26 protein-coding genes and 1 tRNA gene are annotated in these 26375 nt (G+C 62.5%); 9 read left to right on the top strand and 18 right to left on the bottom strand.

Annotated features, from left to right (window positions below; translation table 11 throughout):
- Positions 1–543 carry a hydrolase gene (locus tag C7A17_RS04705; RefSeq protein ID WP_106736929.1) on the top strand — a complete coding sequence of 181 codons (543 nt, stop codon included), beginning with the start codon at positions 1–3 and terminating at the stop codon, positions 541–543.
- Between the two features lie 2 nt (positions 544–545).
- Here C7A17_RS04705 and C7A17_RS04700 read toward each other — a convergent pair whose 3' ends face one another.
- Positions 546–1334 (bottom strand): substrate-binding periplasmic protein, encoded by a 789-nt coding sequence (locus C7A17_RS04700; RefSeq protein WP_106736928.1) that lies wholly within the window; start codon positions 1332–1334, stop codon positions 546–548.
- A gap of 288 nt (positions 1335–1622) precedes the next feature.
- Between C7A17_RS04700 and C7A17_RS04695 the strand changes: the two genes are divergently transcribed.
- Both C7A17_RS04695 and C7A17_RS04690 read left to right on the top strand, forming a co-directional pair.
- Positions 1623–2396 (top strand): substrate-binding periplasmic protein, encoded by a 774-nt coding sequence (locus tag C7A17_RS04695; RefSeq protein ID WP_106736927.1) that lies wholly within the window; start codon positions 1623–1625, stop codon positions 2394–2396.
- 95 nt (positions 2397–2491) lie between these two features.
- Positions 2492–3736 carry an SLC13 family permease gene (locus C7A17_RS04690; RefSeq protein WP_106736926.1) on the top strand — a complete coding sequence of 415 codons (1245 nt, stop codon included), beginning with the start codon at positions 2492–2494 and terminating at the stop codon, positions 3734–3736.
- 93 nt (positions 3737–3829) lie between these two features.
- Here C7A17_RS04690 and rlmF read toward each other — a convergent pair whose 3' ends face one another.
- Positions 3830–4831, bottom strand: a complete 1002-nt coding sequence (gene rlmF / locus C7A17_RS04685) for a 23S rRNA (adenine(1618)-N(6))-methyltransferase RlmF (protein ID WP_106736925.1) — start codon at positions 4829–4831, stop codon at positions 3830–3832.
- Positions 4832–5041: 210 nt separating this feature from the next.
- Between rlmF and C7A17_RS04680 the strand changes: the two genes are divergently transcribed.
- Positions 5042–5512 carry a bacteriohemerythrin gene (locus C7A17_RS04680; protein WP_106736924.1) on the top strand — a complete coding sequence of 157 codons (471 nt, stop codon included), beginning with the start codon at positions 5042–5044 and terminating at the stop codon, positions 5510–5512.
- A 6-nt stretch (positions 5513–5518) separates the two neighbouring features.
- Here C7A17_RS04680 and C7A17_RS04675 read toward each other — a convergent pair whose 3' ends face one another.
- The 5 genes from C7A17_RS04675 to C7A17_RS04655 form a co-directional block, all read right to left on the bottom strand.
- On the bottom strand, positions 5519–7348 hold the full coding sequence (locus tag C7A17_RS04675; protein ID WP_106736923.1) for an SLC13 family permease: 1830 nt from the start codon (positions 7346–7348) through the stop codon (positions 5519–5521).
- 31 nt (positions 7349–7379) lie between these two features.
- A complete protein-coding gene (locus C7A17_RS04670) occupies positions 7380–7676 on the bottom strand; it encodes a winged helix-turn-helix domain-containing protein (protein WP_106736922.1) in 297 nt (98 codons plus the stop codon).
- 99 nt (positions 7677–7775) lie between these two features.
- A complete protein-coding gene (locus C7A17_RS04665; RefSeq protein ID WP_106736921.1) occupies positions 7776–9224 on the bottom strand; it encodes an APC family permease in 1449 nt (482 codons plus the stop codon).
- 98 nt (positions 9225–9322) lie between these two features.
- Positions 9323–9736, bottom strand: a complete 414-nt coding sequence (locus C7A17_RS04660; protein WP_043094305.1) for a RidA family protein — start codon at positions 9734–9736, stop codon at positions 9323–9325.
- 12 nt (positions 9737–9748) lie between these two features.
- The gene (locus tag C7A17_RS04655; RefSeq protein WP_106736920.1) at positions 9749–10642 is read right to left on the bottom strand and encodes a phytanoyl-CoA dioxygenase family protein; all 894 of its coding nucleotides are present in this window, start codon (positions 10640–10642) and stop codon (positions 9749–9751) included.
- A 263-nt stretch (positions 10643–10905) separates the two neighbouring features.
- On the opposite strand from C7A17_RS04655, the gene C7A17_RS04650 reads away from it, so the two are divergent.
- Entirely contained in the window at positions 10906–11601 is a 696-nt protein-coding gene (locus tag C7A17_RS04650) for a helix-turn-helix transcriptional regulator (RefSeq protein ID WP_106736919.1), read from the top strand.
- 4 nt (positions 11602–11605) lie between these two features.
- Here the strand turns inward: C7A17_RS04650 and C7A17_RS04645 are convergent, their stop codons facing one another.
- The 8 genes from C7A17_RS04645 to C7A17_RS04610 all read right to left on the bottom strand — a co-directional run bounded on the left by C7A17_RS04645 (position 11606) and on the right by C7A17_RS04610 (position 20651).
- Positions 11606–12067 carry a hypothetical protein gene (locus C7A17_RS04645; protein WP_106736918.1) on the bottom strand — a complete coding sequence of 154 codons (462 nt, stop codon included), beginning with the start codon at positions 12065–12067 and terminating at the stop codon, positions 11606–11608.
- Between the two features lie 237 nt (positions 12068–12304).
- Positions 12305–13099, bottom strand: a complete 795-nt coding sequence (locus C7A17_RS04640; protein ID WP_106736917.1) for an ABC transporter ATP-binding protein — start codon at positions 13097–13099, stop codon at positions 12305–12307.
- The gene (locus tag C7A17_RS04635; protein WP_106736916.1) at positions 13099–13989 is read right to left on the bottom strand and encodes an ABC transporter permease; all 891 of its coding nucleotides are present in this window, start codon (positions 13987–13989) and stop codon (positions 13099–13101) included. Before C7A17_RS04635 ends, C7A17_RS04640 begins: the two co-directional genes overlap by 1 nt.
- Positions 13990–14099: 110 nt before the next feature.
- Positions 14100–15065, bottom strand: coding sequence for an ABC transporter substrate-binding protein (locus C7A17_RS04630; RefSeq protein WP_106736915.1), 966 nt, complete (start codon positions 15063–15065; stop codon positions 14100–14102).
- Positions 15066–15189: 124 nt separating this feature from the next.
- A complete protein-coding gene (locus C7A17_RS04625; RefSeq protein ID WP_106736914.1) occupies positions 15190–18021 on the bottom strand; it encodes a valine--tRNA ligase in 2832 nt (943 codons plus the stop codon).
- A 147-nt stretch (positions 18022–18168) separates the two neighbouring features.
- Positions 18169–18600: a DNA polymerase III subunit chi gene (locus tag C7A17_RS04620; protein WP_106736913.1), complete on the bottom strand. Its 432-nt coding sequence runs from the start codon at positions 18598–18600 to the stop codon at positions 18169–18171.
- 60 nt (positions 18601–18660) lie between these two features.
- Positions 18661–19080 carry a DNA polymerase III subunit chi gene (locus C7A17_RS04615; protein ID WP_106736912.1) on the bottom strand — a complete coding sequence of 140 codons (420 nt, stop codon included), beginning with the start codon at positions 19078–19080 and terminating at the stop codon, positions 18661–18663.
- 83 nt (positions 19081–19163) lie between these two features.
- Positions 19164–20651, bottom strand: coding sequence for a leucyl aminopeptidase (locus C7A17_RS04610; protein ID WP_106736911.1), 1488 nt, complete (start codon positions 20649–20651; stop codon positions 19164–19166).
- A 142-nt stretch (positions 20652–20793) separates the two neighbouring features.
- On the opposite strand from C7A17_RS04610, the gene lptF reads away from it, so the two are divergent.
- Together lptF and lptG are read left to right on the top strand one after the other, a co-directional pair.
- Positions 20794–21912: an LPS export ABC transporter permease LptF gene (gene lptF / locus C7A17_RS04605; protein ID WP_106736910.1), complete on the top strand. Its 1119-nt coding sequence runs from the start codon at positions 20794–20796 to the stop codon at positions 21910–21912.
- A complete protein-coding gene (gene lptG / locus C7A17_RS04600) occupies positions 21905–22969 on the top strand; it encodes an LPS export ABC transporter permease LptG (RefSeq protein WP_106736909.1) in 1065 nt (354 codons plus the stop codon). Before lptF ends, lptG begins: the two co-directional genes overlap by 8 nt.
- Positions 22970–23042: 73 nt before the next feature.
- On the opposite strand, the gene C7A17_RS04595 is transcribed toward lptG, so the two are convergent.
- From C7A17_RS04595 to C7A17_RS04585, 3 genes are all read right to left on the bottom strand, one after another.
- Positions 23043–23540, bottom strand: a complete 498-nt coding sequence (locus C7A17_RS04595; protein ID WP_106736908.1) for an RDD family protein — start codon at positions 23538–23540, stop codon at positions 23043–23045.
- 104 nt (positions 23541–23644) lie between these two features.
- The gene (locus tag C7A17_RS04590; RefSeq protein ID WP_003459665.1) at positions 23645–23857 is read right to left on the bottom strand and encodes a cold-shock protein; all 213 of its coding nucleotides are present in this window, start codon (positions 23855–23857) and stop codon (positions 23645–23647) included.
- A gap of 344 nt (positions 23858–24201) precedes the next feature.
- Positions 24202–24286: transfer RNA gene (locus C7A17_RS04585), tRNA-Leu, on the bottom strand.
- Between the two features lie 218 nt (positions 24287–24504).
- On the opposite strand from C7A17_RS04585, the gene C7A17_RS04580 reads away from it, so the two are divergent.
- Together C7A17_RS04580 and queA are read left to right on the top strand one after the other, a co-directional pair.
- Entirely contained in the window at positions 24505–25278 is a 774-nt protein-coding gene (locus C7A17_RS04580; protein ID WP_106736907.1) for a substrate-binding periplasmic protein, read from the top strand.
- 34 nt (positions 25279–25312) lie between these two features.
- A complete protein-coding gene (gene queA, locus C7A17_RS04575; protein ID WP_106736906.1) occupies positions 25313–26356 on the top strand; it encodes a tRNA preQ1(34) S-adenosylmethionine ribosyltransferase-isomerase QueA in 1044 nt (347 codons plus the stop codon).
- The last annotated feature ends 19 nt before the right edge of the window (positions 26357–26375 follow it).

The following is a 26375-nucleotide window of genomic DNA, read 5'->3' as shown; positions in this document are numbered from 1 at the left end:
ATGCTGATGCAAGCGAAGGACTCCACCCTGCTGGTGATCGATCTGCAGGAGCGGCTGTTGCCAGCCATTGATGGCGGTGCAGCAGTGGTCGAACAGGCCACCTGGCTGGTACGCCTGGCGCAGCGGCTCGATGTGCCGGTGATCGCCACTGAGCAATACCCCAAGGGGCTGGGCGTTACCGGCGCCGAGCTGCGTGAGTTGCTGCCGGCCGAGGGGCTGCGCGAAAAGATTCACTTCTCGGCGACCGCTGGCGCCGGGTTGTTCGATCTGCCGGGTGGTGAACGCCGGCAGTTCATCGTCTGCGGCACGGAAACCCATGTCTGCGTACTGCAAACCGTACTGGGGTTACTGGCGGCCGGGCGCGAGGTGTTCGTGGTGGACGAGGCCGTAGGCTCGCGCCGGCCGCGCGACAAGGCACTGGGTCTGGCCCGCATGGAGCGCGCTGGGGCGGTGATCGTCTCGCGTGAGATGGTCGCTTTCGAGTGGCTGGAGCAGGCCGGCACGGATGTATTTCGCGAGGTCAGTCGCAATTTCATCCGCTGAAACTATGGGGTGGCTGGCTGCGGTTCGAGTCGGTAGTGGCCGGCCTGCAGATCGTCGAAGTATTGCTGGTAGCGACCATCCTCGCGAAACCGTTGCAGGCGGGCGTTGAAGCGTTCACGCAGTGCTTCGCTCTGTTCCAGGCGCTTGGGTAGCATCAGGTAGCTGAGGTTGATCAGCAGCGGCGTGGGGTGATGAGTGATGCGTTCGACATCTTCTTTGGCGAACTCGCTGCGCAGGGCTGCGTAACCGACGTTGCGTTCCTGAGGGTAGAGCACCACACGTTCCTTGAGCAGCTTTTCGAAGTTCTGTCGGTCGCTGGAGACGCGTTCGATGCGCACCTTGCCTTCGGCGAGAAAAGCATCGAAGGCCGGCCCGTAGCTGTATTCCAGGCCGCCGCCGAGGGTCATGCCGCTGAGGTCATCGAAGCGCTGCCAGTCGAACGGCTGGCTCTTGAGGTGAAAGAACACGAACTGCTCGTCGAGCAGCGGTTCGCTGAAGACAAATTCCGCCTCACGTTCGTTCTTGTGCATCCAGACTGCGGTAGCGTCATAGCGACCTGCAGCCGCTTCGGCGTAGGCACGTGGCCAGGGTAGAAAACTGAATTCGACGCGGTAGCCTTCCTCGGCCAACAGGTCACGGATCAGATGCGCCACCGGCCCCTGATGCTCGAGCTTTGCGGACAGGTATGGCGGCCATTCACCTGCGCTGACTCGCAGTAAAGGCTTCTCCGTGGCGCTCAATGCAGCGCTAACGAGCAGGCCCATGAACAGAATCGGCAAGCCATGGCGCATCAGTGATCCTCGACAGCAGGGCAGCAGGATGATGGCAATTTAGACGCTTTGCCCGGTCGCTCCCAGTCATCGCCCCGGTTGGTTCGTTGCAAAAGGTTGTTGCAAGCCTAGCGGCTGGCGCTGTGTTGTGGATGCGACGCACATCGCAAGCAAAATCAGGGGAAGATCTTTCCATGGAGCCTGGCTGACCAGCGCTCTTGAATCTGCCTATGCTTAGTCACAGGAATACGGTTGGTAACCTAGGGAGCATGCGGGTCAGTCTGTGCTCTGGCGAGGGAGTTTCGTTTTTTGCACAAAGCGCTGCATTACTGCCTGATCTGGTTGTTCAGCGCTGCCTGTTACGGCGCACAGCCCTCGTTGACCTTCTGTCATGAGGATCAGGACTCCTTTCCCTGGGTGATGACCGACGGCTCAGGGCTCAACAGGGCGATGCTGGGCCTGGTGGAGCAGTCGCTCGGGCTGCAGGTCATCTACGTTTCGGTGCCCTGGAAGCGTTGCCTGGCAGGGTTGGAGCAAGGCCTTTACGACGGCGCCTTCGCGGCCAGTTTCAAGACCGAGCGCCTGCGCATGGGGCATTACCCAACGGATGCCGAGGGCCGGCCAGACGTGCTCAGGCGTCTGCATACCTCGCGCTACACCCTGTATCGCCGAGTGGGGAGCGCCGTGTCCTGGGATGGTCAGCGCTTCGACCAACTCAATGGGCGCGTCGGCTCGCTCAGTGGTTTTTCCATTCGTGATCTGCTGCTGGCGCAAGGTGCGCAGGTCGATGAGTCCAGTCGTGATCCGCTGGCACTGTTGCAGATGCTCATTCATGGCCGTGTCGAGGCGGTGGCACTACAGACTCAACGCGGTGATTTCGTGTTGCAGGGCCATCCGCAGTTGGCACGCCAGATAGAAAAATTGCCGCAATTGCTGGAAGAAAAGCCCTATTACCTGATGCTGTCCGATGCGCTGCTGGTGCGCGATCCGGCATTGGCCGAGAGCATCTGGGCCGAGGTGGCAATTCAGCGAGAGTCGTCGGTCTACCAGGCGCTTGTGGCGGCTTATCTGGCGCGACCCTGAGTGACGATAAAAATATGCAGCGCGCTATTCCCGTCATGCATTCGCATCGCTAGAGTCCGCTGCTTCTTTCGTACATCCGTTCGGGTGGATACCGCATGACCTTCGCTGCCTGGTTGACCATTGGTTTATTCGTCCTGACCTATGTGGGCATGGCGGCCGGTGGCATTCGCGGGCTGCGCATCGACCGCAGCTGGATCGCCTGCTTCGCGGCTGTCGTGCTGCTGGTCAGCGGCGCGCTGAGCATGAATGACGCGGCGCATCATCTCGACCCAGGGGCGTTGTTGCTGCTGCTGGCGTTGATGCTGGTTTCCGCGCAGTTCGACTTCTCTGGTGTATACGCCTGGCTCAATCGCTACCTGACCGAGCACGCCGAGCGGCCCGCGGTGCTGTTGGCGGGTGTGGTGATGCTGGGCGGTTTTCTCTCGGCCATTCTGGTCAACGATATCGTCGCCTTCGCCCTGACCCCGCTGCTCTGCCGCAGCCTACATCTGCGTGGGCTGGAGCCGCGGCCGTTCCTGCTGGCGCTGGCGCTGTCGTGTAATGCCGGCTCCGCTGCCAGCCTGATCGGCAACCCGCAGAACATTCTCATCGGTCAGGCCGGGGGCCTGGATTTCTGGGGCTATGTCGCCGTGGCCGGGCCGCCCGCGCTGGTGGCCATGGCCATCGTCTATGCGGTGATCTGGCTGCAATGGCACCGCCACTGGGGCGAGGCCAGGCCATTGGCCGTGGAGGACACCCCAGTCGAGCACATCTACGGCGCACACAGCTACCTCAAACCATTGTTGGCCAGCCTGGCCTTGCTGGCATTGTTCGCCACGGCCTTGCCGCGCGAGTTGTCGGCATTGCTGGTGGCGGTGCTGGTGATGGTGTCGCGCCGGGTGGACAGTCGCGACTACGTGAACAAGGTGGATTGGAACCTGCTGCTGTTGTTCGTCGGCCTGTTCCTGGTCAGCGGTGCGGCGCTGCAATTGCCGCAGCTGGCGCAAGGCGCCGCCTGGCTGGCCGAGCATGGTTTGCTGCCGCAGGGCGTGTGGTCGCTGGCGGCCTCGTCGCTGGTGGCGGGCAACCTGATCGGCAACGTACCGTTCGTGGTGTTGCTGCTGGGGCTAATGCCGGAGCTGTCCCACTCGGTACTGATCGGCCTGGCGGTGATGTCGACCCTGGCCGGCAACCTGCTGCTGATCGGCAGCGTGGTCAACCTGATCGTTGCCGAAGGCGCGAAGCGCCAGGGTGTCAGCCTTGGTTTCGTCGACTATGCGCGCAGCGGTGTGCCGGTAACGTTGTTGAGTATGACGGTGGCGGGGCTTTGGCTTGGTCTGGGCGGCTGGTTGCCCTGGTAACGGCTGAGGGCGGACTCAGAGCGTAGGGTGGACTCAGGAGCGCCAGCGAACAGTCCGCCGTTGCTACCGGTTACGAGATCGTTGCGGACTGCCTCAGCGCCAACGGTTGTCGCGCCAGGCACTACGCTGCTGCGCATCCTTGAACGTCCAGGCCACCAGGCGGCTCTGCTTCTGTCCCTGAGACATGCCGAGAATCCTCACCTCGACAGCACCGGCCTTGGCCAGCCAGCCTTGCAGCAGTTGCACATTGCTGCTCTTGGACACCAGGCTGCTGAACCACAACACCTGATCAGCCACCTGCGCGCTTTCGCTGGCCATGCGCTTGAGAAATTCTGCCTCACCCCCCGGGCACCAGAGTTCGGCCGCCTGGCCGCCAAAGTTGAGTACCGGTAGCTTGCGCTTGGGGTCGAGCTTGCCGGGGTTGCGCCATTTGCGCGTGCTGCCGCTGCTGGCCTCGGCGGCAGAGGTGTGAAAGGGCGGATTGCACAGGCTCAGGTCGAAGCGCTCATCACTTTGCAGCAGGCCGAGGAAGATGTGCTCGGCATTGGCCTGTTGGCGCAGCTCGATCGCGCCCGCCAACTGCGCGTTGTTCTGCACGATGGCGCGGGCCGAGGCCAGTGCCTCGGCGGCGATGTCCGCACCGACGAAATGCCAGCCGTATTCGCAGCAACCAATCAGCGGATAGATGCAGTTGGCGCCGACGCCGATATCCAGCGCGCGCAGGTTCTCGCCACGGGGAGTCTGCCCGTCATTATCGGTCGCCAGCAGGTCGGCGAGGTTGTGCAGGTAATCGGCACGGCCGGGGATTGGCGGGCACAGATAGCCTTCAGGAATATCCCAGTGCTCGATACCGTAGTACTGACGCAGCAGCGCGCGATTGAACACCTTGACCGCGGCCGGGTTGGCGAAGTCGATGCTGGGTTTGCCGTACGGGTTGGTGATGACGAAGTGTCCCAGCTCGGGGCTGACCTTGATCAGCGCGGGGAAGTCGTAGCGCCCCTGATGACGATTACGCGGATGCAGCTCGCCTTTGTTCGGTGCTGTTTTTACGGCAGCAGGCGCTGGCTTGCGTGGACGTTTTGGCGGCTGGGGCATGGTGGGGATCTGCGGAGTCGGACGCGGGATTTTCCCACGCTTTGCTTGCAGACCGTAACCCACACCAACGCGGGAACGATCTGTGTGGCGCTTAGCGAAACCTGGCCAGTGGCCATAAATCAGGGGGCCTTGTGTTGATCCAGGTCAATGGGGTTCGCTCGCCTGTGCTCGTAGACTGCGCGCCCCATCGATCAGCAGCAAGGAGGCATCATGGCATACCTGGACTGGAGCGACGACCTCGATACCGGCATCAGGGTCATCGATGATCAGCACAAGCGCATCGTCGCGATGATCAATCAGCTGGATGCCGCTCAGCGTGCTGCCAGCCAGGAGCAGGCTGGGGAGGTGATCGACGAACTGATCGACTACACCGTCTCGCACTTCGCCTTCGAGGAGGCGATGATCGAAGAGGCAGGTTACATCTTCACCAAGGCGCACAAGCGGGTGCACGCGTTGTTCATCAAGCGTGTGGAGGATTACCGCGAGCGCTTCAATCGTGGTGAGGACATTGCCGATGAGCTCAAGGGCATGCTGGGACGCTGGTTGTTCAGCCATATCCGCAGCGACGACCGCAATTACGTCGAGGCGGTCAATCAGAACCTGCGCCGGCTGAGCGCCGACGTTTCCGAGGGCGGCTGGTTGCGCCGCGCCGGGCGCCGCTTCTTTCGCGGCGCAGCCTGAGCCTGTTCAGAGTGGGAAAATCAGCGGCACCAGCAGCACGCTGACGATCATCACCAGAATGGTGAAGGGCACGCCAACTCGCACGAAATCGCCAAAGTGGTACTGGCCTGGCCCCAGCACCAGGGTGTTCACCGGTGAGGAAATCGGCGTCATGAACGCTGCCGAGGCCGCCAGTGCAACCGTCAAGGCAAAGGGGTAGGGCGACACGCCCAGCGTCTGCGCCGTGGCGATGGCTACCGGCCCCATCAGCACGGCAGTCGCCGTATTGGAAATGAACAGGCCGATCAGCGCGGTGGCGGCGAACAGGCTGGCGAGAATGGCGTAAGGGCCGGCATCGCCGAGCAGGGCGACCAGGCCATGCACGGCCAGATCGATGCCGCCAGTCTGCTGCAGAGCCTGGGCGAAGGGCAGCATGCCGACGATGAGAATCAGCGTTGGCCAATGGATCGAGCGGTAGGCACTGTCCAGGTCGATGCAACGGAAGGCGCCCATCAGCAGGCAAGCGATCAGCGCGGCGAGCACGTTGGAGACCAGGCCACTGACCATCAGCACGATCATCACGGCCAGACTGAGCAGGGCATAAGGCGCCTTGCGCGCGGCCGGTGCCACTTCATCCACTTCGGCTGGCAGGCTGAGCACCAGGAAATCGCGGCTCAGCCCCTGCAAGCGGCGAATGGCTTTCCACTCACCGGCCACCAACAGGGTATCGGAGGCTTTCAGGCGTTCGTCCACCAGCACGCCTTCCAGCGCCTGGCCGTGGCGACGCAGGCCAACCACGTTGAGCTTGTGCTGGCTGCGAAAGCCCAGTTCCTGAATGGTCTTGCCGATCAGTTGCGACTCCGGCGGCATCGCTACTTCGGCAAGGCCCAGCTCATGGGCGTGCACGCTGTAATAGGAATGCGGCAGCGGCATGGGCTCCAGACCCAGGGTCTGGTAGATGCCCAGCAGGGCGATGGACGGGCTGATCAGATCCACCAGCAGCACGTCGCCGGGCTGCAGTTGGGTATTGCCGGTGGCCATCAGTAGCAGGGTGCGGAACTTGCCCTGGCGCTCCACGGCGATCACGTTGATACCGTACTGACGGCGCAGCTCCAGCTCGTTCAGCGGCTGGTTGGCCAATGGCGAACCACTTTGCAGGCGCAGGCGCCGCTCGCGTTCTTCGAGGTTGTAGGCCTGGGCCAGATCGGTGAGGGTCAGGCGCGGCGCGGCGGCATTGCCCTGCGCATCGCCATGCTGCAGCCAGCGGCGGGTGAGCAGCATGTAGCCGATACCCAGCACGAGGATCGCCAGCCCGACCGGCGTCATGCTGAAGAAGCCGAAGCCCTCCAGGCCGGCGCGACGCAACTCGGCATGAATCACCAGGTTGGGCGCGGTGGCTACCAGGGTGAGCATGCCGCTGATCAACCCGGCGAAGGCCAGCGGCATCATCAGCCGTGCGGGAGAAATGCGCAGGCGCGCAGCGACGCCGAGCACCACGGGAATGAAGATCGCCACGACGCCGGTGGAACTCATCACCGAGCCGAGGCCGGCGGCAGCCAGCATCAGCAGGATCAGCAGCCGGGTTTCGCTGCTGCCAGCCTTCTTCACCAACCAGTCGCCGAGTCGGTAGGCGATGCCGGTGCGTACCAGCGCGGTGCCGATGACGAACAACGCCGCGATCAGTATCACGTTGGGGTCGCTGAAACCGGACAGCGACTGCTGCACGGTAAGCACGCCACTCAACGGCAGGGCGACCAGCACCAGCAGGGCCACCACATCCATGCGTGGTTTGCCGATGATGAAGAGGGTGACGGCGCCGGCGAGTAGCGCCAGCGTCCAGAGCAGATCGGGGTTCATGCGGGCTCCTTGAAAGACCGGGCCAAGGATCTCAGGGATAGCCGAGCGTCGTCTTGATCTGCTGCAGGTTGGCGGCAATCCACTGCCTGTCGATCGGGCCCCAGTCGCGAATCAGGTAGTGCCCAGCATTGTTGCGCTCGCCATCGGCCTGCTGGAACGGGCAATCGATGTCCAGATCGGCCAGCGCTGTGAGCGTGTCCTGAGCGGTACGCCGCGGCATACCGGTCGCCTCCATCAGTGCCGGTACGTTGGTGGCCTGGCCGCTGTCGATCAGCCAGGCAACGTAGAGACGGCGGTAGAAGCTGGTCTTGGTCTTGCTCACATCCATTTGGGCGGTATCCGGCTGTGCAGAAGAATCCGGAGAATACCGTCTGCAAACCGGTTGTGCCATGAGCCGGGCTTGTCGGATGACAAGCCCGTCAGGTTCTCAGGCCAGTTCGCGTAGCGCCAGGTAGCGCTCAGGGGCGCGCCCCTTCAGAAGCAGGGCCGAGATGCTGCCAAGTGCAAAAGCGCAGGCGACACCCAGGCCCATGAGCTTGGCGATATCGTCGGCATCGTCGCCACCGATCAGCATGGGCAGGTTGGCGATAGCAATGGCCAGACAGGCGAGGATGCCGATCAGGCCGCCCAGCGGGGCGATGCGTGTATGCCACAGGCGGGTATCGCTGCCACTGCGCTTGAAGTAGACCAGAACGGCCAGGCTGGTCAGGGCGAGAATCACCATGTAACCGATGGTACCGGCGGTGGCGCCCCAGGCGTAGATCTGCGTGACCGGATCGAGGCCGGCCAGGGTCAGCAGCAGGATGCCGACCAAGGCAAAGGCGCTCTGCAGCAGCGAGGCGATGTAGGGCGAGCCGTGTTGTTCGTGGATGCGTGAGCAGCGCGCCGGAAGTACCGAGTACTTGCCAAGAATGTACTGGTAGCGAACGACGATGTTGTGCAGCGACAGCATGCAGGCGAACAGGCTGGTGATCAGCAGCACCTGGATTACATCGCTGAAGGCTTTGCCGAGGTGCTGTTCGGCCAGGAGCAGGTACATGTCGCCGGGGTGTTCGTTGGCGAAGGCGACGATCTGTTCGACACCGATACCGGCGACTGCGCACCACATCGACAGAACATAGAAGATGCCGACACTGAACACGGCGGTGTAGGTGGCGATGGGAATGGTGCGCTCCGGGTTTCGTGCCTCCTCGCGGTAGATCACCGTGGATTCGAAACCGATGAACGAATAGATCGCGAACAGAATCCCCAGCCCCGGCGAGCCGGAGAGAATGTGTTCGGGCTGGAAGGACTCCAGCGGTAGGCCGGCTATGCCCTTGTCGGCCACGACCAGTAGGTCGATCACCAGTACCACGGCGATTTCCAGGATCAGGGCGACACCGAGAAACTTCGAGCTCATTTCGATACGCCGATAGCCCAGTACACCGATCACGACGATCGCAGCCAGGGTCAGTTGCCACCAGGGAGGCGCAATGCCGAACAGGCTGTCGAGCAGTTCGCTCGAGGCGTAGCCGACGTAGGTGCCGATGGCGAGCATGAACAGCGAGTAGGAAATCATCGCCAGGGTCGCCGCACCGAGGCCGACCACGCGGCCCAGGCCTTTCTGGATGCAGGCATAGAAGGCCCCGGCATTGCCGATATGGCGTGACAGGGCGACGAAGCCGACGGCGAACATGAACATGATCAGCATCGCGGCGAGGGCGTCGAAAGGTGCGGCGGCACCGTTTCCCAGGCCGATCATCAGCGGTGTGTTGGCCACCATCACGGTCAGTGGGGCGGCGGTGGCAACGACCATCATGACGATGGGCACGATGCCCAGGTTGCCACTGAGGGCATGGGGTTTCGCTGCGCTCTGCGCAACGGTCGAGTCATTCATGCTTGCTAGTCCCGTTGTCTGTTCTGTTGTCCCCGCGGCAGGGCGCGCGTGGGCGGGAGAGGTTCGCGCCAGTGGCGCGGCACGCAAGGGGTCACGGCTCAAGGCGTGGCCATGGCGATTGCGGTGACCTCGAGCTGTTGGGCGGGGTGGATCATTCCCTGAATTTCCAGGGTCGTGCTGCTGGGGCGATGCGCACCGACCCAGGGCCCGAGACGGGCGGGGATGACCGCCGAGAGCGCCTGGATATCGGTGGTGTAGAACGTCCAGGTCACCAGATGGCGGCGTTCCAGGCCTTCTGCCTGCAGGCAGCGGTCGAGAATGTCCAGCACGAAGTCCAGTTGCGCGCCGATGTCGCCTTCACCTACCAGTTCCAGGCTTTCTAGGTTGCCACGCAGGGGGGCGATGCCGGACAGGTAGAGCGTATCGCCGGCCCGTACCGACTGGTGGAAGGCAAAGGCCTCGAAGACGTCCTGGCCCAGGTAGCCGATCTCGGGTGTGTTACGCGTGATCATGGCGTGCTCTCCTCAGGCGCTTTCGCTTTGCAGGTTATGGCGGAAGCTGCCGCCGTTGTCCGCGCGCTGCGCATCGACCAGTTCGATGCTCATGGCCACGGGAGCGACGTCGTCACGCAGGGCGGTCAGCGGATCCTCGAAGTCGCGGGTGTAGCCAAGGGCGAAGCAGCCGTACTGGTAGCCCATGACCTTGAGCAGGTCATCGGGCAGGGTCTGGGCGATTTCGCGCGGACAGGACAGGTACTGGTTTTCCTCCTGACGTACCCAGCCCACGGCATAGGTGATGTTGATGGCCTGGCGGATGGCGTCGGAGCGGTTGCTGCCAGCGCCGTGATAGATCTTGCCGGTGTAGAACAGGGCCGAGCCGCGTTTCATCACGGCCGCAATGCTCTGCTCCTCAGTGTATTTCTGCTTGCGTCCGACGAACTGGCTGCCGGGGACGATGCGAGTGGCACCGTTTTCCTCGGTGTAGTCGGTCATGGCCCAGAGCAGGTTGCATTGCACCTGATAGTCGTCAGGGAAGGGGAAGAAGTCCCAGGCCAGTTCGTCCTGGTGCAGCATTTGCGCGGGCGATCCGGGGAAGACGCTGATGATCTGCGTCAGGTGCAGCTGGAAGGTCGAGGCATGTGCCAGGAACAGTTCGGTGGCGCCCAGCACGGAAGGGTGCATGACCAGCTCGCGGGCCGCCGGTGAACGAGCGATGAGCGAGCCGGTGCGCTTGGTCTGATGGCCGATGAAGTTGTCCTTGCCGTAAGCAGTGTCCTGGATATAGGGCGCCATTTCGGCGGCAATGCGATCCATCTGCTCGGCGCTGGCCAGCTCGTCGACGATCACGTAGCCGTGCTCGCGCAGTGACTGGCTGATCTGCTCGGCGGTGGCGGTAGTGGGCAGGCGGTTGAGTGTCATCAGGGTTACCTCGACGGTCGTGGCTAACAGGTCGAGGCGAGAGTAGGCAGCCCGTGAAAACGCAACAATCCATCCGAAGATGGACAAAATTTCGCGATTTCGGTGTTTTTCACGCTCTTGGTGCAATTGCCGTGGCGAAGCTCTGTTGTGGTGCTTGCAGGCTGCTTCACAGGCTTCTGGAGCACCTTTCGGACGCGGCATGTCGATTGCTTGCAGAGGCATGGCATCCACGCCTGTGTTCAACAATCCCGAGAGTGCCTGTCATGAGTACGATGCAAACGGCCAAGGGTGATCTACTGGTCAGGGAGGCCATGCACTTCAGTCGCGATTTTCTTGGCGTCAGTGGCGCCCTGTTCTATTGGGTGGATCGCCGGCGCCAGGAGATGCAGGTGCTCGAGACGCTGGATGTGCCTCCCGGATTTCTCGAACAGTACCGTCGTGGCATGCAGCCGTTCGACCCGATGTGCGTCAGCCGCATGCTGGCGCGACACGACAGCGTTGGCGTACTGAGCATTGCTCGCGAATCGCAGAACCGCGCCGAGATGCGTCACTATCAGGGCTATCTCGATACCTATGGCGTGCTCGATACCGTCGACCTGATGTTCTGGGGTGAACATGCGGCTTTTGGCGGCATCGGTTTTCTGCGAACGCTGGGCGACCCCCCGATCAAGGTCGATACGACAGGCCTGGTGGCATTGCAGCGTCTGCTGCAGGCCAGCTTCAGCGCCCATCCACATGTTCGTCAGCTGCAACTGGAGCAGCGTCTGGATGCCTGCGGCCTGAGCGTGCGTGAAAGGCAGGTCGCCGCGTTGATCGGGGCTGGAGCCTCCAATCGCGAGATCGCCGAGGCGATGAACATCACCCTGGCGACGGCCAAGACCTATGTGGTGCGTATCTTCGAGAAGCTCAACATCGACAGCCGTACCGCGCTGGTGGCGTTCATGGGGCAGCTCAACTGAGCGTTCAGTGAGCCTGGCGTGCCGCGCGGCGACGCAGGGTGCGATGGCGGCTGCCGAAGAAGAGTTGCAGAAAGGGCTCTACCAGCACGGCCGGCAGGATCGGATCGATGGTCAGGTCGTCGACCACCCGAGTGCCGCCATCGACGACTTCGATACGCCGGGCGTGGCGCCAGCGGCGCATGCCGGTCATGGGGGATTGCTCGACGAAGCCGGTGCCGGGCGTCAGCGATTGCAGGGTCAGGTGCGAGGTGCCAATGGGCAGGATGCCGAACAGCCACAGCCAACTGGTGAACAGCGGCTTGCCCGGTTCGAAAGACAGATCCTCGATGTTGCGTATGCCCTTGGGCAGGCTCATCCACAGCCAGGGATGCATCTCGGCACGCAGGCTGCGCACGTCAGTGATCCAGCGCCAGACGCATTCCGGCTCGGCGGGCAGGGTAGAGGTGAAACTCAGGTGCAGGGTCATGGGCGCAGTGAGCGCTGGTGGCTCCGGTTACACCGCCTGCGGGCGGCTGGCAGGGGGTAATCCTGCCAGCCTATGCATCCGAGGTGAAGAGGCGATTGTTCGGAAGGCTTTTGCAGTCGCTTCCCGGCGCCTAACGCAATGGGCATTGAGGGCCAGGACCGTCATGCGTAGGGTGCGCCGTGCGCACCGTGAAAGTGCTGTGCACGTTTCGGTGCGCGCGGCGCACCCTACAAGGGGTTAGCTCAGCAGCAGGGCGTCGTCGGCCAGCTTCTCGCCACGCACCTTCTCGAACATCTGCAGCAGATCCGGCACATCCAGGCCCTTGCGCTGCTCGCCGGATACGTCCAGCACCACCTGGCCCTGGTGCAGCATTACCGTACGGTCACCAACATCCAGCGCCTGGCGCATGCTGTGGGTGACCATCATGGTGGTCAGTTGCTTCTCGGCAACGATGCGTGCGGTCAGTTGCAGGACGAAATCGGCGGTGCGCGGGTCGAGCGCCGCGGTGTGTTCGTCCAGCAGCAGGATGCGCGACGGTTGCAGCGCTGCCATCAGCAGGCTGACCGCCTGGCGCTGGCCGCCGGAAAGCAGGCCGATGCGGTCGCTCAGGCGGTTTTCCAGGCCCAGGCCGAGGGTCGCCAGGCTTTCGCGGAAGCCCTCGCGCATGGAGGCACGCACCGCTCGGCCGAGGCCGCGACGCTGGCCGCGTTGCTGTGCCAGGGCCATGTTCTCTTCGATGGTGAGGTCTTCGCAGGTGCCTGCCATTGGGTCCTGGAACACGCGGGCGACACGCTGGGCGCGGCTCCAGACTGGCAGGCGGGTGACGTCCTGCTCGTCGATCATGATCGTGCCGCTGTCCACCGGCAGATCGCCGGAAACGGCGTTGAGGAAGGTGGACTTGCCAGCGCCGTTGGTGCCGATCACGGTGACGAACTGGCCGCTCGGGATGTCCAGCGACAGGCCCTGCAGTGCGCGGGTTTCAATCGGCGTGCCGGGGTTGAAGGTGATCTTGAGGTTCTGTGCACTGAGCATCAGATGTGCCTCCTGCGAGCCAGGCGTTTCTTCGCCAACGGGATGACCAGAGCGATGACTACCAGCACGGCGGTGACCAGGTTCAGATCCTGCGCCTGCAGACCAATGAAGTCGCTGTTCAGCGCCAGGGCAATGAAGAAGCGATAGACGATGGCGCCGAGGATCACCGCCAGGGTGAGGTAGAACAGGCGGCGTGCCGGCAGGATGCTTTCGCCGACGATCACGGCGGCCAGGCCGATGACGATGGTGCCGATACCCATGGAGATGTCCGCGCCGCCTTGAGTCTGCGCAAACAGCGAGCCGGCCAGCGCCACCAGGGCGTTGGAGATGGCCATGCCGAGGATGACCATGGCGCCGGTGTTGACGCCTTGCGAGCGCGCCATGCGCGGGTTGGAACCGGTGGCGCGGATGGCCAGGCCTTGCTGCGTGGCGAAGTAGCTATCCAGTGCCAGCTTGGCGCCGATCACCACTACCAGCAGGATCAGCGGACGGGCGATGTAGTCGATCAGCCACTCAGGTTGCAGCACGGTGAAGATGGTTGGCTCCATGATCAGCGGGATGTTCGGCCGACCCATGATGCGCAGGTTGATCGAATACAGGGCGATCATCATCAGGATGCTGGCCAGCAGATCCATGATCTTCAGGTGCACGTTGAGCACCGCAGTGACCACGCCTGCCAGCGCGCCGGCGGCGGTGGCGATCAGCGTGGCCAGGAACGGGTCGGTGCCATTGGCGATGAGTACGGCGCAGACCGCGCCGCCCAGAGGAAAACTGCCGTCCACGGTAAGGTCGGGAAAGCGCAGCAAACGGAAGGAAATGAATACGCCAAGCGCCACCAGACTGAAGATCAGGCCGATCTCGAGGGCGCCGAACAGGGAAAACAGGGACATAGGTTTGACCTGGTGGGTGGGTGGAAACTGAGCGGCCGCGACATTGACTGTGCCCACTGACTGTTGCGGTGGGTGGCCTGTCGCGGCGCGTTCAGTTACACCAGTACAGCTTATTCGATGATTTCAGCCGCCGAGTCCAGCAGTTCCTGGCTCAGGGTGACGCCCTGACGCTCTGCAGCCGCCGGGTTGAGGAACAGGCTGAGGTTCTCGCTGGTTTCCGGCTTGATGTCGCCTGGTTTCTCGCCGTTCAGCACGCGCAGCACCATGCGGCCGGTCTGCTTGCCATGCTCGAAGTAGTCCAGACCCAGCGCCGCGATGGCGCCGCGCTTGACGCTGTCGGTGTCGGAGGCGATCAACGGGGTGCGGGTGTCGTTACCGACCTTGACCAGCGACTCATAGGCCGAGACCACGTTGTTGTCGGTGTTGGTGTAGATCACGTCGACCTTGCCGACCAGGCTGCGGGCCGCGGAACCGACGTCGACCGAACGTGGTGCGGCGGCTTCGACCAGGGTCATGCCCATGCTCGGCAGCAGTTCCTTGAGACGGCGAACCACGACAGCCGAGTTGGCTTCGCCGGGGTTGTAGACCATGCCGACGCGCTTGGCGTCCGGCAGTACGCGCTTGATCAACTCCATCTGCTTGTCCAGTTCGAGCAGATCGGAGACGCCGCTGACATTGCTGCCGGAGGCTTCCCAGTTACGTACCAGCTGCGCTTCGACCGGATCGGTGACGGCGCTGAACAGGATCGGCGTGCTCTTGGTCGAGGCGACCAGTGCCTGGGCCGACGGCGTGGCAATGCCGACGATCACGTCTGGACGGTCACCGATGAACTTGCGGGCGATCTGCGCAGCGGTGCCAGTGTTGCCCTGGGCACTCTGGTACTGCCACTTGAGGTTCTCGCCTTCGCGGTAGCCGCCTTCTTCGAGGGCGGCCTTGATGCCGTCGCGCACCGAGTCCAGCGCCGGATGTTCGACGATGGCGGTGACGGCCACAGATTTCGGGTCGGCAGCCTGTGCGGTGGTGCCCAGCGCCAGGGCCAGGGCAGCGACGGACAGCAGTTTGTGCAGTTGCAGCATTCAGAGTTCTCCTGCCGGGCCGGTAGGCCCGGTCATCTGCTCGGCGCCTGCTCTGTGGAGCACTGGCGCCTGGTGCTAACCCCCTTGCCGTTTACGGGTGCGGGAGCCTGTTTGCTTGGCGCGATCAGAGGTTGGCGATCTTCTCGCGTTGTTCCACCAATTTGCCCAGCGCCTGCTCGGCCTCGGCCAACTTGGCGCGTTCCTTTTCCAGCACTTCGGCTGGGGCCTTGGCGACGAAGCCTTCGTTGGCCAGCTTGCCGCCAACGCGCTGCACTTCGCCCTGCAGGCGGGTGATTTCCTTGTCCAGGCGCGCCAGTTCGGCATCCTTGTCGATCAGCCCGGCCATCGGTACCAGCACTTCCATCTCGCCGACCAGGGCCGTGGCGGACATCGGCGCTTCCTCGCCGGCAGCCAGCACACGAACCGATACCAGTTTGGCCAGCTTGCTCAGCAGCGGCTCGAAGTCGGCCAGGCGGCGCAGATCCGCGTCGTTGGCGTTGGCGACGATGATGTCGATGCGCTTGGCCATGGAGATTTTCATCTCGCCACGGATCTGGCGTACGCCGAGCATCAGTTGCTTGACCCACTCGATGTCGCCTTCGGCGGCCGGATCGATGCGGCTTTCATTGGCCACCGGCCAGGCCTGCAACATGATGGTATCGCCGCTGACGCCAGCCTGGCCCTTGATGCGCTGCCAGATTTCTTCGGTGATGAAGGGCATGAACGGGTGCGCCAGACGTAGGATTACTTCCAGCACGCGCACCAGGGTGCGGCGGGTGCCGCGCTGGCGCTCGAGCGGGGCGTTCTCGTCCCACAGTACCGGCTTGACCAGCTCCAGGTACCAGGCGCAGTACTCGTCCCAGATGAACTCGTACAGGGCTTGCGCGGCCAGGTCGAAGCGGAAGGCATCGAGGTGGCGGGTCACGTCCTGCTCGCAGCGCTGCAGGGCGGAGATGATCCAGCGATCGACCGGTGACAGGTCGACGGCTTCGCCATGGATGCCGGTGTCCTGGCCATCGGTGTTCTCGATGACGAAGTTGGCGGCGTTCCACAGCTTATTGCAGAAGTTGCGGTAGCCCTCGACGCGGCCCATGTCGAACTTGATGTCGCGGCCGGTGGAGGCCAGCGCCAGGTTGGTGAAGCGCAGTGCGTCGGTGCCGTAGGCGGCGATGCCTTCGGGGAACTCGGCGCGGGTCTGCTTGGCGATCTTCTCGGCCAGCTTGGGCTGCATCATGCCGCTGGTGCGCTTGGCGACCAGCGATTCGAGGTCGATGCCGTCAACGATGTCCAGCGGGTCGAGCACATTGCCCTTGGACTTGGACATCTTCTGGCCCTGGCCGTCGCGCACCAAGCCGTGCACGTAGACGGTCTTGAACGGAATCTGCCCGGTCAGGTGAGTCGACAGCATGATCATCCGGGCGACCCAGAAGAAGATGATGTCGAAGCCGGTGACCAGCACGTCGGTGGGGTGGAAGGTCTTGAGGAAGTCGGTCTGCTGCGGCCAGCCGAGGGTGGAGAACGTCCACAGGCCGGAGCTGAACCAGGTGTCCAGCACGTCTTCGTCCTGGCGCAGGTTGGCATCGCCGAGGTTGTGCTTGGCGCGAACCTCGGCCTCGTCGCGACCGACGTAGACGTTGCCGGCATCGTCGTACCAGGCCGGAATGCGGTGGCCCCACCACAGCTGACGGCTGATGCACCAGTCCTGGATGTCGCGCATCCAGCTGAAGTACATGTTCTCGTACTGCTTGGGTACGAACTGGATCTCGCCGCTCTCGACAACCGCGATGGCTTTTTCGGCCAGCGGTTTGGTGGAGACGTACCACTGGTCGGTCAGCCACGGCTCGATAACGGTGCCGGAGCGGTCGCCTTTCGGCACTTTCAGGGCGTGGTCGTCGATGCTCCCCAGCAGGCCGGCGGCCTCGAAGGCGGCGACAATCTGCTTGCGCGCGACGAAGCGGTCGAGGCCGGCGTACTCGGCCGGCAGGCTGCCGTCGATCTCACTGTTGACGCTACCGTCGATGTTGAACACCTGAGCTTGAGCCAGCACGGCGGCGTTCTTGTCGAAGATGTTGATCAGCGGCAGGTTGTGGCGTTTGCCGACTTCGTAGTCGTTGAAGTCATGCGCCGGGGTGATCTTCACGCAGCCGGTGCCGAACTCGGGGTCGCAATAGTCGTCGGCGATGATCGGGATGCGGCGGCCCAGCAGCGGCAGTTCGACGAAGGTGCCGATCAGCGCCTTGTAGCGTTCGTCTTCCGGGTGTACGGCCACGGCGCTATCGCCGAGCATGGTTTCCGGACGGGTGGTGGCGACGATCAGGTAGTCCTTGCCGTCAGCGGTCTTGTTACCGTCGGCCAGTGGGTAGCGCAGGTTCCACAGGCTGCCTTTCTCGTCGTGGTTTTCCACTTCGAGGTCGGAAATGGCGGTGTGGAACTTGGTGTCCCAGTTGACCAGGCGCTTGCCGCGGTAGATCAGACCGTCTTCGTGCAGGCGCACGAACGCTTCCTTGACCGCCTCGGACAGACCTTCGTCCATGGTGAAGCGCTCGCGCGACCAGTCAACCGAACTGCCCAGGCGGCGAATCTGGCGGGTGATGGTGCCACCGGATTGTTCTTTCCATTCCCAGACTTTCTCCAGGAATTTCTCGCGGCCCAGGTCGTGGCGACCGATGCCTTCGGCGGCCAGCTGGCGTTCGACCACCATCTGCGTGGCGATGCCCGCGTGGTCAGTGCCCGGCTGCCACAGGGTGTTGCGACCCTGCATGCGGCGGAAGCGGATCAGCGCATCCATGATCGAGTTGTTGAAACCGTGGCCCATGTGCAGGCTGCCGGTGACGTTCGGCGGCGGGATCATGATGGTGTAGGGCTCGCCCGAGCCCTGCGGGGCGAAGTAACCCTTGGCTTCCCAGTTCTGGTACAGGGCAGTTTCAATGGCGTGCGGCTGGTAGGTCTTGTCCATGCGCGGCGGGACCCTTTGACGGCTGATCGGAAAAGCCGGCAAGTATAGCGGGGATAGGGCTGGCGGCGTAAGGGTGAGGGCGCGGCATTCGTAGGGTGCGCCGCGCGCATCAGCGGTTCGGTTGCTTTGGTGCGCCGTACCCTGCGGTCAGGATTTGCGTGGAGGCAGCAGGCGCGGCAGGCGAGCTTCCAAGCGGCGCTTGAGTTCGGCTTCGATCTGCGGCACGAAATCGTCGATCACATCCTGCAATATCAATTGCGCCGCAGCACGCAGTTCTCCATCGAGTTGTTGCAGCTCGCGGGTACTGTCCTGCAGGCGTGGCTGCAGGGTGGCGCGCACGGGGCTCGGCGTCGGCTGGCTGATTGGCGCTGGAGCCGAGACGGGGCTCGGGGGCACGTTGAACGGTGGAGGCGGGCCGGGTGGTGCACTGACGATATCGGACAGCACGGGGATGCTGTCTGGGTCGAGCGAGTCGATCAGCAGCGGCGGCTCGTGGCTGTCCTCGCCCAGCAATTCGCGGATCGACTCCAGGTCGTGCAGCAGCTGAGCAGGTTTTTGCGGAGGTTTGGGGGTGTCCATGGCGGTCGGCACAGCGAGAAGAAGGGCAGGGGTGGCCTGTGTTGTGAGCATCAGCAGGCGCTAAAGTTCGACGCGCTTGGGATCATACCCGCGCTGGCGATAGCTGCGGAAATTCTCGCGACAGGCGTTCAGCAGTTCAGGCTGCTGGTTGACGATTTCGATGACGCGGGCAAACCGCTCGACGTTGGGCGACAGGCTACTGCCCAGATTGATCAAGACACCCTGTTCGGTGCTGGGCACTTCATCGATGCCCACGACCACGGGCGACAGCGGGGCGTCACGGTGCAGGTCATGGGGCACGAAACGCTCAGCCTTGAATTGCCAGAGCATCTCGTCGAGTTCGTCACACTGCGCCTCATCACTGCCACGAACGAACACCGGCATGCCGGCATTCCAGGCCTTCAGGGCCAACTGGCAGGCTGCGCGCAGGCGACCTAGGGCATCGCTGGAGGAGAGGACGTAGAACTCGATTCTGGGCATTGCGATTCCGCGTATGAAAAAGCGCAGCCCGGATGCAATCCGGGACGGTGGCGTCCCAGGATTGCATCCGGGCTGAGGAGTGGTCAGGCCTTGGCGCGATCCAACAGGTACTGGGTCAGCATCGGTACCGGTCGGCCGGTGCCGCCCTTGTCCTTGCCGCCGCTGATCCAGGCGGTGCCGGCGATATCCAGATGCGCCCAGTGGAAGTTCTTGGCGAAGCGCGACAGGAAGCAGCCAGCGGTGATGGTGCCGGCCTTTGGCCCGCCGATATTGGCGATGTCGGCGAATGGGCTGTCCAGTTGTTCCTGGTATTCGTCGTACAGCGGCAGTTGCCAGGCGCGGTCGTCGGCGCTTTCGCCAGCCTTGAGGATCTGCTTGATCAGCGCGTCGTTGTTGCCCATCAGGCCAGAGACATTGCTGCCCAGCGCGACGATGCAGGCGCCGGTGAGGGTGGCAATGTCGATCACCGCCTGCGGCTTGAAGCGTTCGGCGTAGGTCAGGGTGTCGCACAGCACCAGACGGCCTTCGGCGTCGGTGTTGAGGATTTCCACAGTCTGCCCGCTCATGGTGGTGACGATGTCGCCAGGACGGGTCGCACGGCCACTGGGCATGTTCTCGGCGCAGGCCAGCAGGCATACCAGGTTGATCGGCAGTTGCAGCTCCAGCACGGCCTTGAGGGTGCCAAATACGCTGGCAGCGCCGCACATGTCGTACTTCATCTCGTCCATACCGGCTGCCGGCTTGATGCTGATGCCGCCGGTGTCGAAGGTGATGCCTTTGCCGACCAGGGCGAAGGGCTTGTCGTCCTTCTTGCCGCCCTGGTAGTGCATGACGATCATGCGTGGCGGCTGCTCGCTGCCCTGGGCCACGGCGAGGAAGGCGCCGGCGCCGAGCTCCTTGAGTTTCTTCTCGTCGAGGATCTCGATCTTGAGATTCTTGTGCGCCTTGCCCAGGGCCTTGGCCTCTTCGGCCAGGTAGCTGGGGTGGCAGAGGTTCGGTGGCAGGTTGCCCAGGTCTTTGGTGAAGGCCACGCCGCTGGCAATGGCGAGGGCATGCTGCAGGCCGCGCTCGGCATCGGCCTGCTCGGCTTTGTCGATGGCCAGGGTGATTTTCTTCAGGGCGCGCGGATCAGCTTTCTTGCTCTTGAATTGCTCGAACAGGTAGGTGCCATCGGCCAGGGTTTCTACAATCAGGCGGGTCTTGCCGTAGGCGTCGCGACCCTTGACCTTGAGTTCACCCAGGGCCAAGAGTGCGTCACTGCCGCCCAGCCCCTTGAGCACGCCGTGTACGCCTGCAACCAATTTGCGCAGTTGGCGGTCGGATAGGTCGCCTTTGCCGCTACCTACCAACAGTACACGCTCGGCCTTGAGGCCTGGCAGGTTGTGCAGGAGCAGTGTTTGGCCCGCTTTGCCGGCGATATCACCGCGCTTGAGAACGGCCGACAAGGCTCCGCCGCTGGCAGCGTCCACGGCTTTGGCCGCCTCGCCCAGCTTGCGGCCTTCGCCGATGGCGACGACCAGGGTGGCGGTCTTCAGGGTTTCCGGGCGGGTCGTTTTGACGAGGAATTCCATATGAGCTGTCCCCAAGACAAAGAGTCGGGTTTGACGGATAATGGCCGCCATTTTTCGAGGGTCCACCTTAGGGTGGGCCGGCAAGTAGGTGCGGCTAGTTTGAGCGCTCGTGCCTGAGCCTGACAACCCTGGAGCGTCCGGTTTGATCGTCTTCCGTTATCTTTCCCGTGAAGTGCTGGTAACCCTCAGTGCGGTAAGCGCCGTGCTGTTGGTGATTATCATGAGCGGCCGTTTCATCAAGTACCTGGCTCAGGCTGCGCAGGGCGCACTCGATCCGGGCGTACTGTTTTTGATCATGGGCTACCGGATTCCGGGCTTTCTGCAACTGATTCTGCCGCTGGGACTGTTCCTCGGTTTCCTCCTGGCATACGGCCGGCTGTACCTAGATAGCGAAATGACCGTGCTGTCGGCCACTGGCGTCAGCCAGCAGCGGCTGACCGTATACAGCATGGCGCCCGCGTTGATCGTTGCGCTGCTGGTCGGTTGGCTCAGCCTGGGGCTGGCACCGCAAGGCGTGGCCAGCGTGGCGCGCATTCTCAATGAGCAGGATGCCCTGACTGAGCTTGATACCCTGGTGCCAGGGCGCTTCCAGTCGATGAAAGATGGTTCGCGAGTCACCTATTCACAGGAGTTGTCGGCAGATCGCAGTGAGCTGCGCGGCGTGTTCATGTCCGAGAAACGCCTTGCCGCCAGCAGTGGCGCCGAGCGCGGTATCACCGTGCTGGTGGCCGAAAGCGGGCGCCAGGAAATCCAGGCCGATGGCAGTCGCTATCTGATTCTCGAGAACGGCTACCGCTATGACGGCGAGCCGGGCGAGGCTGACTACCGCGCCATTCGTTACGACACCTATGGGGTTCTGTTGCCCAAGCCTGAAGTGGCCATCGAAGCCAGCGAGCGTGAGGCAATGCCGACTCGCGAACTGTTCGGTAGCGACGACCCGCGCATGCAGGCTGAGTTGCAATGGCGTCTGTCGATTCCGTTGCTGGTGTTCGTGGTCACCCTGCTTGCTGTACCGCTGTCCAGGGTCAACCCGCGGCAGGGGCGTTTCCTCAAGCTGTTGCCGGCAATCTTCCTCTATATGACCTACCTGGGTCTGCTGATTGCGGCTCGTGGTGCGCTCGACAAGGGGCGGTTACCCCCAGCACTTGGACTGTGGTGGGTGCATGGCATCTTCCTGGCGATAGGCTTGCTGCTGTTGTACTGGGAGCGCCTGAGCCTGTGGTGGGCCAGCCGTCGTGCGTCGGAGGTGGCCCATGGCTAAGCTGGATCGCTACATCGGCACCCAGGTGTTCTTTGCCATTCTTGCGGTGCTGGGCATCATCCTCGGCCTGGCGCTGCTGTTTGCCTTCATCGACGAACTGGGTGATCTGAACAAGGGCGATTACGGTCTGGGTCAGGCGCTTTGGTACATCCTGCTGACTGCACCGCGCCGCGCCTACGAGATGCTGCCGATGGCAGCGCTGATCGGCTGTCTGATCGGCCTCGGCAGCTTGGCCAGCAACAGCGAGCTGACCATCATGCGTGCTGCGGGCGTCTCCATCGGGCGCATCGTCTGGGCGGTGATGAAGCCCATGCTGGTGCTGATGCTGGTTGGCATCCTGATCGGCGAATACGTCGCGCCCCTCACCGAGAATCAGGCCCAGGCCGACCGCGCTCTGGCACAAGGTGGTGGTGCCGCGCAGAGTTCCAAGCGTGGTATGTGGCATCGTCAGGGGCAGGAATACGTGCATATCAACGCCGTGCAGCCTAATGGCGTTCTGCTCGGGGTGACGCGTTATCGTTTCGATGATGAACGCCGCCTGCAGGTTGCCAGCTTTGCGCGTCGGGCCGAATTCCGTGAAGGGCAGTGGATGCTGCGTAACGTGCAGACCACCTTCCTGCATGAAGACCACTCCGAAGTGGTCAAGCAGCCTGAAGAGCGCTGGGATATCGAACTCAATCCAGAACTGCTCGGCACCGTGGTGATGGAGCCCGAGGCGCTCTCGGTTACCGGGTTGTGGCAGTACATCCATTACCTGAGCGAGCAGGGATTGAACAATGCGCGCTATTGGCTGGCCTTCTGGACCAAGCTGCTGCAGCCGTTGGTGACGGGCGCGCTGGTGTTGATGGCGATTTCCTTCATCTTTGGCCCGTTGCGCTCGGTTACCTTGGGACAGCGAGTGTTCACTGGCGTGCTGGTGGGCTTCGTGTTCCGCATCGCCCAGGATCTGCTCGGGCCTTCCAGCCTGGTATTCGGTTTCTCGCCGTTGCTTGCGGTGCTGGTGCCGGCAGGCATCTGTGCGCTGGCCGGGTTCTGGTTACTGCGTCGAGCGGGCTGATATCGAAGCAATGAAAAAGCCGGCTTTCAGCCGGCTTTTTGTTGTCCGCGATTCTGATTGTGAGCGTCGGGGCTCACTTCTTGTGGATGTTCTTCGGCAACTGCACCACTCGGCTATCGGAGTAGATGTCGTGCCAGGTGCGGTGCTGTTTGTCCCAGAGCATCCAGATGAAACCCAGTCCGGCGAACAGCCATGAGCCGATGGATACGACGAAGCGGAGCAGGGCCTGCCATAGATCGATGGCACTGCCGTCGGCATTCTGGATGCGTAGCCCCCACGCCTGCATGCCCAGCGTCTGGCCGTTGTGCGTCCAGAACTTGGCGAAGAACCCGAAGAGACTCAGCAGAACCAGGCTGGCCAATACCGGATCATTGTCCAGTGCGCCGGCCTCGGCCATTGCCCGTAGCGTATCGCCGCCATGGATCAGGCGCAGAATGCCTTGCTGGTAGATCAGGGTGACCACCATGATCAAGGCTACGCCGAGCAGAAAATCATAAAAGATTGCCGCTAGGCGACGGATCAGCCCTGCCGTGGGAAAGTCTCCCTGCGGGCGTAGCGTGTGTCTTGGCATGACGGGCTCGCTGTGACGATAGAGCGGGCCATTCTAACCGCGACTTTTCTGCATGCATAAAAAAACCCCTGATAGTGATCAGGGGTTCTTCAAAGCAGCGGCGATTAGCCCAGGACTTGAACCTGGTCAGCCTGCATGCCTTTTTGACCTTGCACAGCTACGAAGCTGACTTTCTGGCCTTCTTTCAGGCTCTTGAAGCCGTTGCCTTCGATCGCGCGGAAGTGCACGAACAGATCCGGACCGCTCTCGGGAGTGATAAAACCAAAACCTTTCTCGTCGTTAAACCACTTGACGGTACCGTTCTGACGATTCGACATGTCTTTTTCCTTGAAACTAGAGTTGATGACAGCCTCTATCGCTTATTGTTAGAGGGCTGAGACTGGTTGCAAAGAGTAATAGAAGTCGAGCGGGATGTAGCGGATCTAAATGATCTGCCGCACCTGAGTCACGATTCACAGCGACCCATGCAAACAGTTGGATAACTCTACGCTAACTTTTACGCAATTGCCAACCCCTGCCCGCACCGTCGCCGGCCAGGTATTACGGGGCTTACCGAGGCAACGAGAACCCGCCGCGGCCATAAAGTTGCAACAATCGATCAGGTGGTTCTCGCCGATACGAAAAAAGCCCGCAAGACCAATGTCTTGCGGGCTTTTAATTGTGGTGCCCCGGGGGAGACTCGAACTCCCACTCCTTTCGAAAACGGATTTTGAATCCGCCGCGTCTACCGATTCCGCCACCGGGGCACAATGGCGGCGCAGTATAGGGATCGACCCAGCGTCGGTCAATCGGCGTTGTCTGTTAATGCATCCCTATACCAAACGCCAATGGCACGGCTGGCCGCATCCCGCTTTTATTGCCTCGGTGTTCGGGTGGTTGGCGCTAGAATCGCATCTGTCCTCAGAAATGCCGAGTCCGGTGTTTATATCGGTGGTGTCAGAGTCGTCATGGAGTGGGAGGGGGTGTGCTCAACGTCTTTTGCCGGGCGATCATCGCTATTTTGCTGCTGGCCCCTGCCGCCAAAGCCGGCACCCTGACCTATGCCGTTACTGACGAGAGCTGGGCACCCTACTGGATAGTCGAGGATGGGCGAGTCAGCGGTATTCTGCATGAGTTCATGCTTGCTCTGGACGAGCGATTGCCGGAGGTGTTGCAGGCCAGTCACCCGTTGCCACCGCTGCGTACCCAGAAACTGTTTCGTGAAGGCGTGCTGCAGGTTGAGTGTTGCGTGAGCAAGAGCTGGCGCAGTTCCGCCCCGCAGGTCGAAAGTTCGCTGTGGACGGTGCCCGTGCTGGAAGCGGAAGAGATGCTGATTTTTGCACCCGGTAAGCGCTTTCCGTATCGACGCCTCGAGGATTTGCGTGGTCGTTCCATCGCCACGGTACGGGGTTATGGGTATGCCGGTAGTGAGTATTTTCAGCGTAAAGATGGTGCCGATGTTCGTGCCTTGATCTACCGGGTTGCTCAGGGGCATAGCGAGGCAGGCATTCTGGATCGCTTGGAATGGCGCTACCTGCAGCATGAGAACGCGCAATTACAGGCGCTACCTTGGAATGTGGAGGAGGGGCCGGTAATCAATCGCTCGCAGCTGCGGTTGCGCTTACACCCGGCATTGGCTGGGCGGTTACAAGCGTTCAATACCGCCATAATGGCCTTGCAGCGCGATGGCACCCTGGCGCGTATCGTTGCCCGGTACGCGCCGCAGGCTCACGTGGCCGGGGCAGGGGAAATCCGGTAAGCTTTGCCACCCTGCAGAAATACCCCTCCGAATCATGCGTGTTGCCGATTTTCACTTCGATCTTCCCGAACAGTTGATCGCCCGCCATCCCCTGGCCGAGCGCCGTGCCAGTCGCCTGTTGCAATTGGATGGGCCGAGCGGCGAGCTTCGCCATGGCCAGTTCACCGATCTGCTCGGACAATTGCGTGCCGGCGACCTGATGGTGTTCAACAATACGCGGGTGATTCCGGCGCGCTTGTTCGGGCAAAAGCCGTCGGGCGGCAAGCTGGAAATACTGGTCGAGCGCGTGCTCGATCAATATCGCGTGTTGGCCCACGTGCGTTCCAGCAAATCGCCCAAGCCTGGTTCGCAGATTCTCATCGATGGTGGTGGCGAGGCCGAGATGGTCGCGCGCCACGATGCGCTATTCGAGCTGCGCTTTGCCGAGCCGGTATTGGCGTTGCTCGAACGTGTCGGCCATATGCCTCTGCCTCCTTATATAGATCGCCCCGACGACGAGGCGGATCGTGAGCGCTATCAGACCGTCTATGCCGAGAAAGCCGGTGCGGTGGCCGCTCCTACTGCCGGGCTGCACTTCGATGATGAATTGCTGGCAGCGATTCGTGCCAAGGGCGTGGACACCGCATTCGTGACTCTGCATGTCGGTGCCGGTACCTTCCAGCCTGTACGTGTCGAGCGTATCGAAGATCACCACATGCACAGCGAGTGGCTGGAGGTCGGCCAGGACGTCGTCGATGCCGTGACAGCCTGCCGGGCGCGTGGTGGACGGGTGGTGGCGGTGGGAACCACCAGTGTGCGTTCGCTGGAAACGGCTGCACGCGATGGCGAGTTGAAACCGTTCAGTGGTGATACCGACATCTTCATCTATCCGGGGCGGCCGTTTCATGTGGTCGATGCCCTGGTGACCAACTTTCACCTGCCCGAGTCGACCTTGCTGATGCTGGTGTCGGCCTTTGCCGGTTATTCCGAGACCATGGCGGCCTACCGCGAGGCGGTGGCGCAGGGTTATCGCTTCTTCAGTTACGGTGATGCCATGTTCATCACCCGCAATCCCGCCGCGCGCGGGCCCGAGGTTTGAGCATGTCGCGCACCTGTCG

The organism is Pseudomonas mendocina, from assembly GCF_003008615.1.
Taxonomy (GTDB): Bacteria; Pseudomonadota; Gammaproteobacteria; order Pseudomonadales; family Pseudomonadaceae; genus Aquipseudomonas; species Aquipseudomonas mendocina_C.
This window is presented reverse-complemented; position numbering and strand designations above follow the sequence as displayed.

Excerpts from the sequence above, each read along its gene's own strand:
- C7A17_RS04705 (WP_106736929.1), top strand. The coding sequence starts at position 1 with ATGCTGATGCAAGCGAAGGACTCCACCCTGCTGGTGATCGATCTGCAG.
- C7A17_RS04675 (WP_106736923.1), bottom strand. The coding sequence starts at position 7,348 with ATGAACCCCGATCTGCTCTGGACGCTGGCGCTACTCGCCGGCGCCGTC.
- C7A17_RS04650 (WP_106736919.1), top strand. The coding sequence starts at position 10,906 with ATGAGTACGATGCAAACGGCCAAGGGTGATCTACTGGTCAGGGAGGCC.
- C7A17_RS04680 (WP_106736924.1), top strand. The coding sequence starts at position 5,042 with ATGGCATACCTGGACTGGAGCGACGACCTCGATACCGGCATCAGGGTC.
- C7A17_RS04610 (WP_106736911.1), bottom strand. The coding sequence starts at position 20,651 with ATGGAATTCCTCGTCAAAACGACCCGCCCGGAAACCCTGAAGACCGCC.
- C7A17_RS04630 (WP_106736915.1), bottom strand. The coding sequence starts at position 15,065 with ATGCTGCAACTGCACAAACTGCTGTCCGTCGCTGCCCTGGCCCTGGCG.
- C7A17_RS04690 (WP_106736926.1), top strand. The coding sequence starts at position 2,492 with ATGACCTTCGCTGCCTGGTTGACCATTGGTTTATTCGTCCTGACCTAT.
- C7A17_RS04640 (WP_106736917.1), bottom strand. The coding sequence starts at position 13,099 with ATGCTCAGTGCACAGAACCTCAAGATCACCTTCAACCCCGGCACGCCG.
- C7A17_RS04660 (WP_043094305.1), bottom strand. The coding sequence starts at position 9,736 with ATGATCACGCGTAACACACCCGAGATCGGCTACCTGGGCCAGGACGTC.
- C7A17_RS04595 (WP_106736908.1), bottom strand. The coding sequence starts at position 23,540 with ATGCCAAGACACACGCTACGCCCGCAGGGAGACTTTCCCACGGCAGGG.
- C7A17_RS04620 (WP_106736913.1), bottom strand. The coding sequence starts at position 18,600 with ATGGACACCCCCAAACCTCCGCAAAAACCTGCTCAGCTGCTGCACGAC.
- rlmF (WP_106736925.1), bottom strand. The coding sequence starts at position 4,831 with ATGCCCCAGCCGCCAAAACGTCCACGCAAGCCAGCGCCTGCTGCCGTA.
- C7A17_RS04645 (WP_106736918.1), bottom strand. The coding sequence starts at position 12,067 with ATGACCCTGCACCTGAGTTTCACCTCTACCCTGCCCGCCGAGCCGGAA.
- C7A17_RS04655 (WP_106736920.1), bottom strand. The coding sequence starts at position 10,642 with ATGACACTCAACCGCCTGCCCACTACCGCCACCGCCGAGCAGATCAGC.
- C7A17_RS04625 (WP_106736914.1), bottom strand. The coding sequence starts at position 18,021 with ATGGACAAGACCTACCAGCCGCACGCCATTGAAACTGCCCTGTACCAG.
- C7A17_RS04635 (WP_106736916.1), bottom strand. The coding sequence starts at position 13,989 with ATGTCCCTGTTTTCCCTGTTCGGCGCCCTCGAGATCGGCCTGATCTTC.
- C7A17_RS04665 (WP_106736921.1), bottom strand. The coding sequence starts at position 9,224 with ATGAATGACTCGACCGTTGCGCAGAGCGCAGCGAAACCCCATGCCCTC.
- lptG (WP_106736909.1), top strand. The coding sequence starts at position 21,905 with ATGGCTAAGCTGGATCGCTACATCGGCACCCAGGTGTTCTTTGCCATT.
- queA (WP_106736906.1), top strand. The coding sequence starts at position 25,313 with ATGCGTGTTGCCGATTTTCACTTCGATCTTCCCGAACAGTTGATCGCC.
- C7A17_RS04700 (WP_106736928.1), bottom strand. The coding sequence starts at position 1,334 with ATGCGCCATGGCTTGCCGATTCTGTTCATGGGCCTGCTCGTTAGCGCT.
- C7A17_RS04590 (WP_003459665.1), bottom strand. The coding sequence starts at position 23,857 with ATGTCGAATCGTCAGAACGGTACCGTCAAGTGGTTTAACGACGAGAAA.
- C7A17_RS04615 (WP_106736912.1), bottom strand. The coding sequence starts at position 19,080 with ATGCCCAGAATCGAGTTCTACGTCCTCTCCTCCAGCGATGCCCTAGGT.
- C7A17_RS04670 (WP_106736922.1), bottom strand. The coding sequence starts at position 7,676 with ATGGATGTGAGCAAGACCAAGACCAGCTTCTACCGCCGTCTCTACGTT.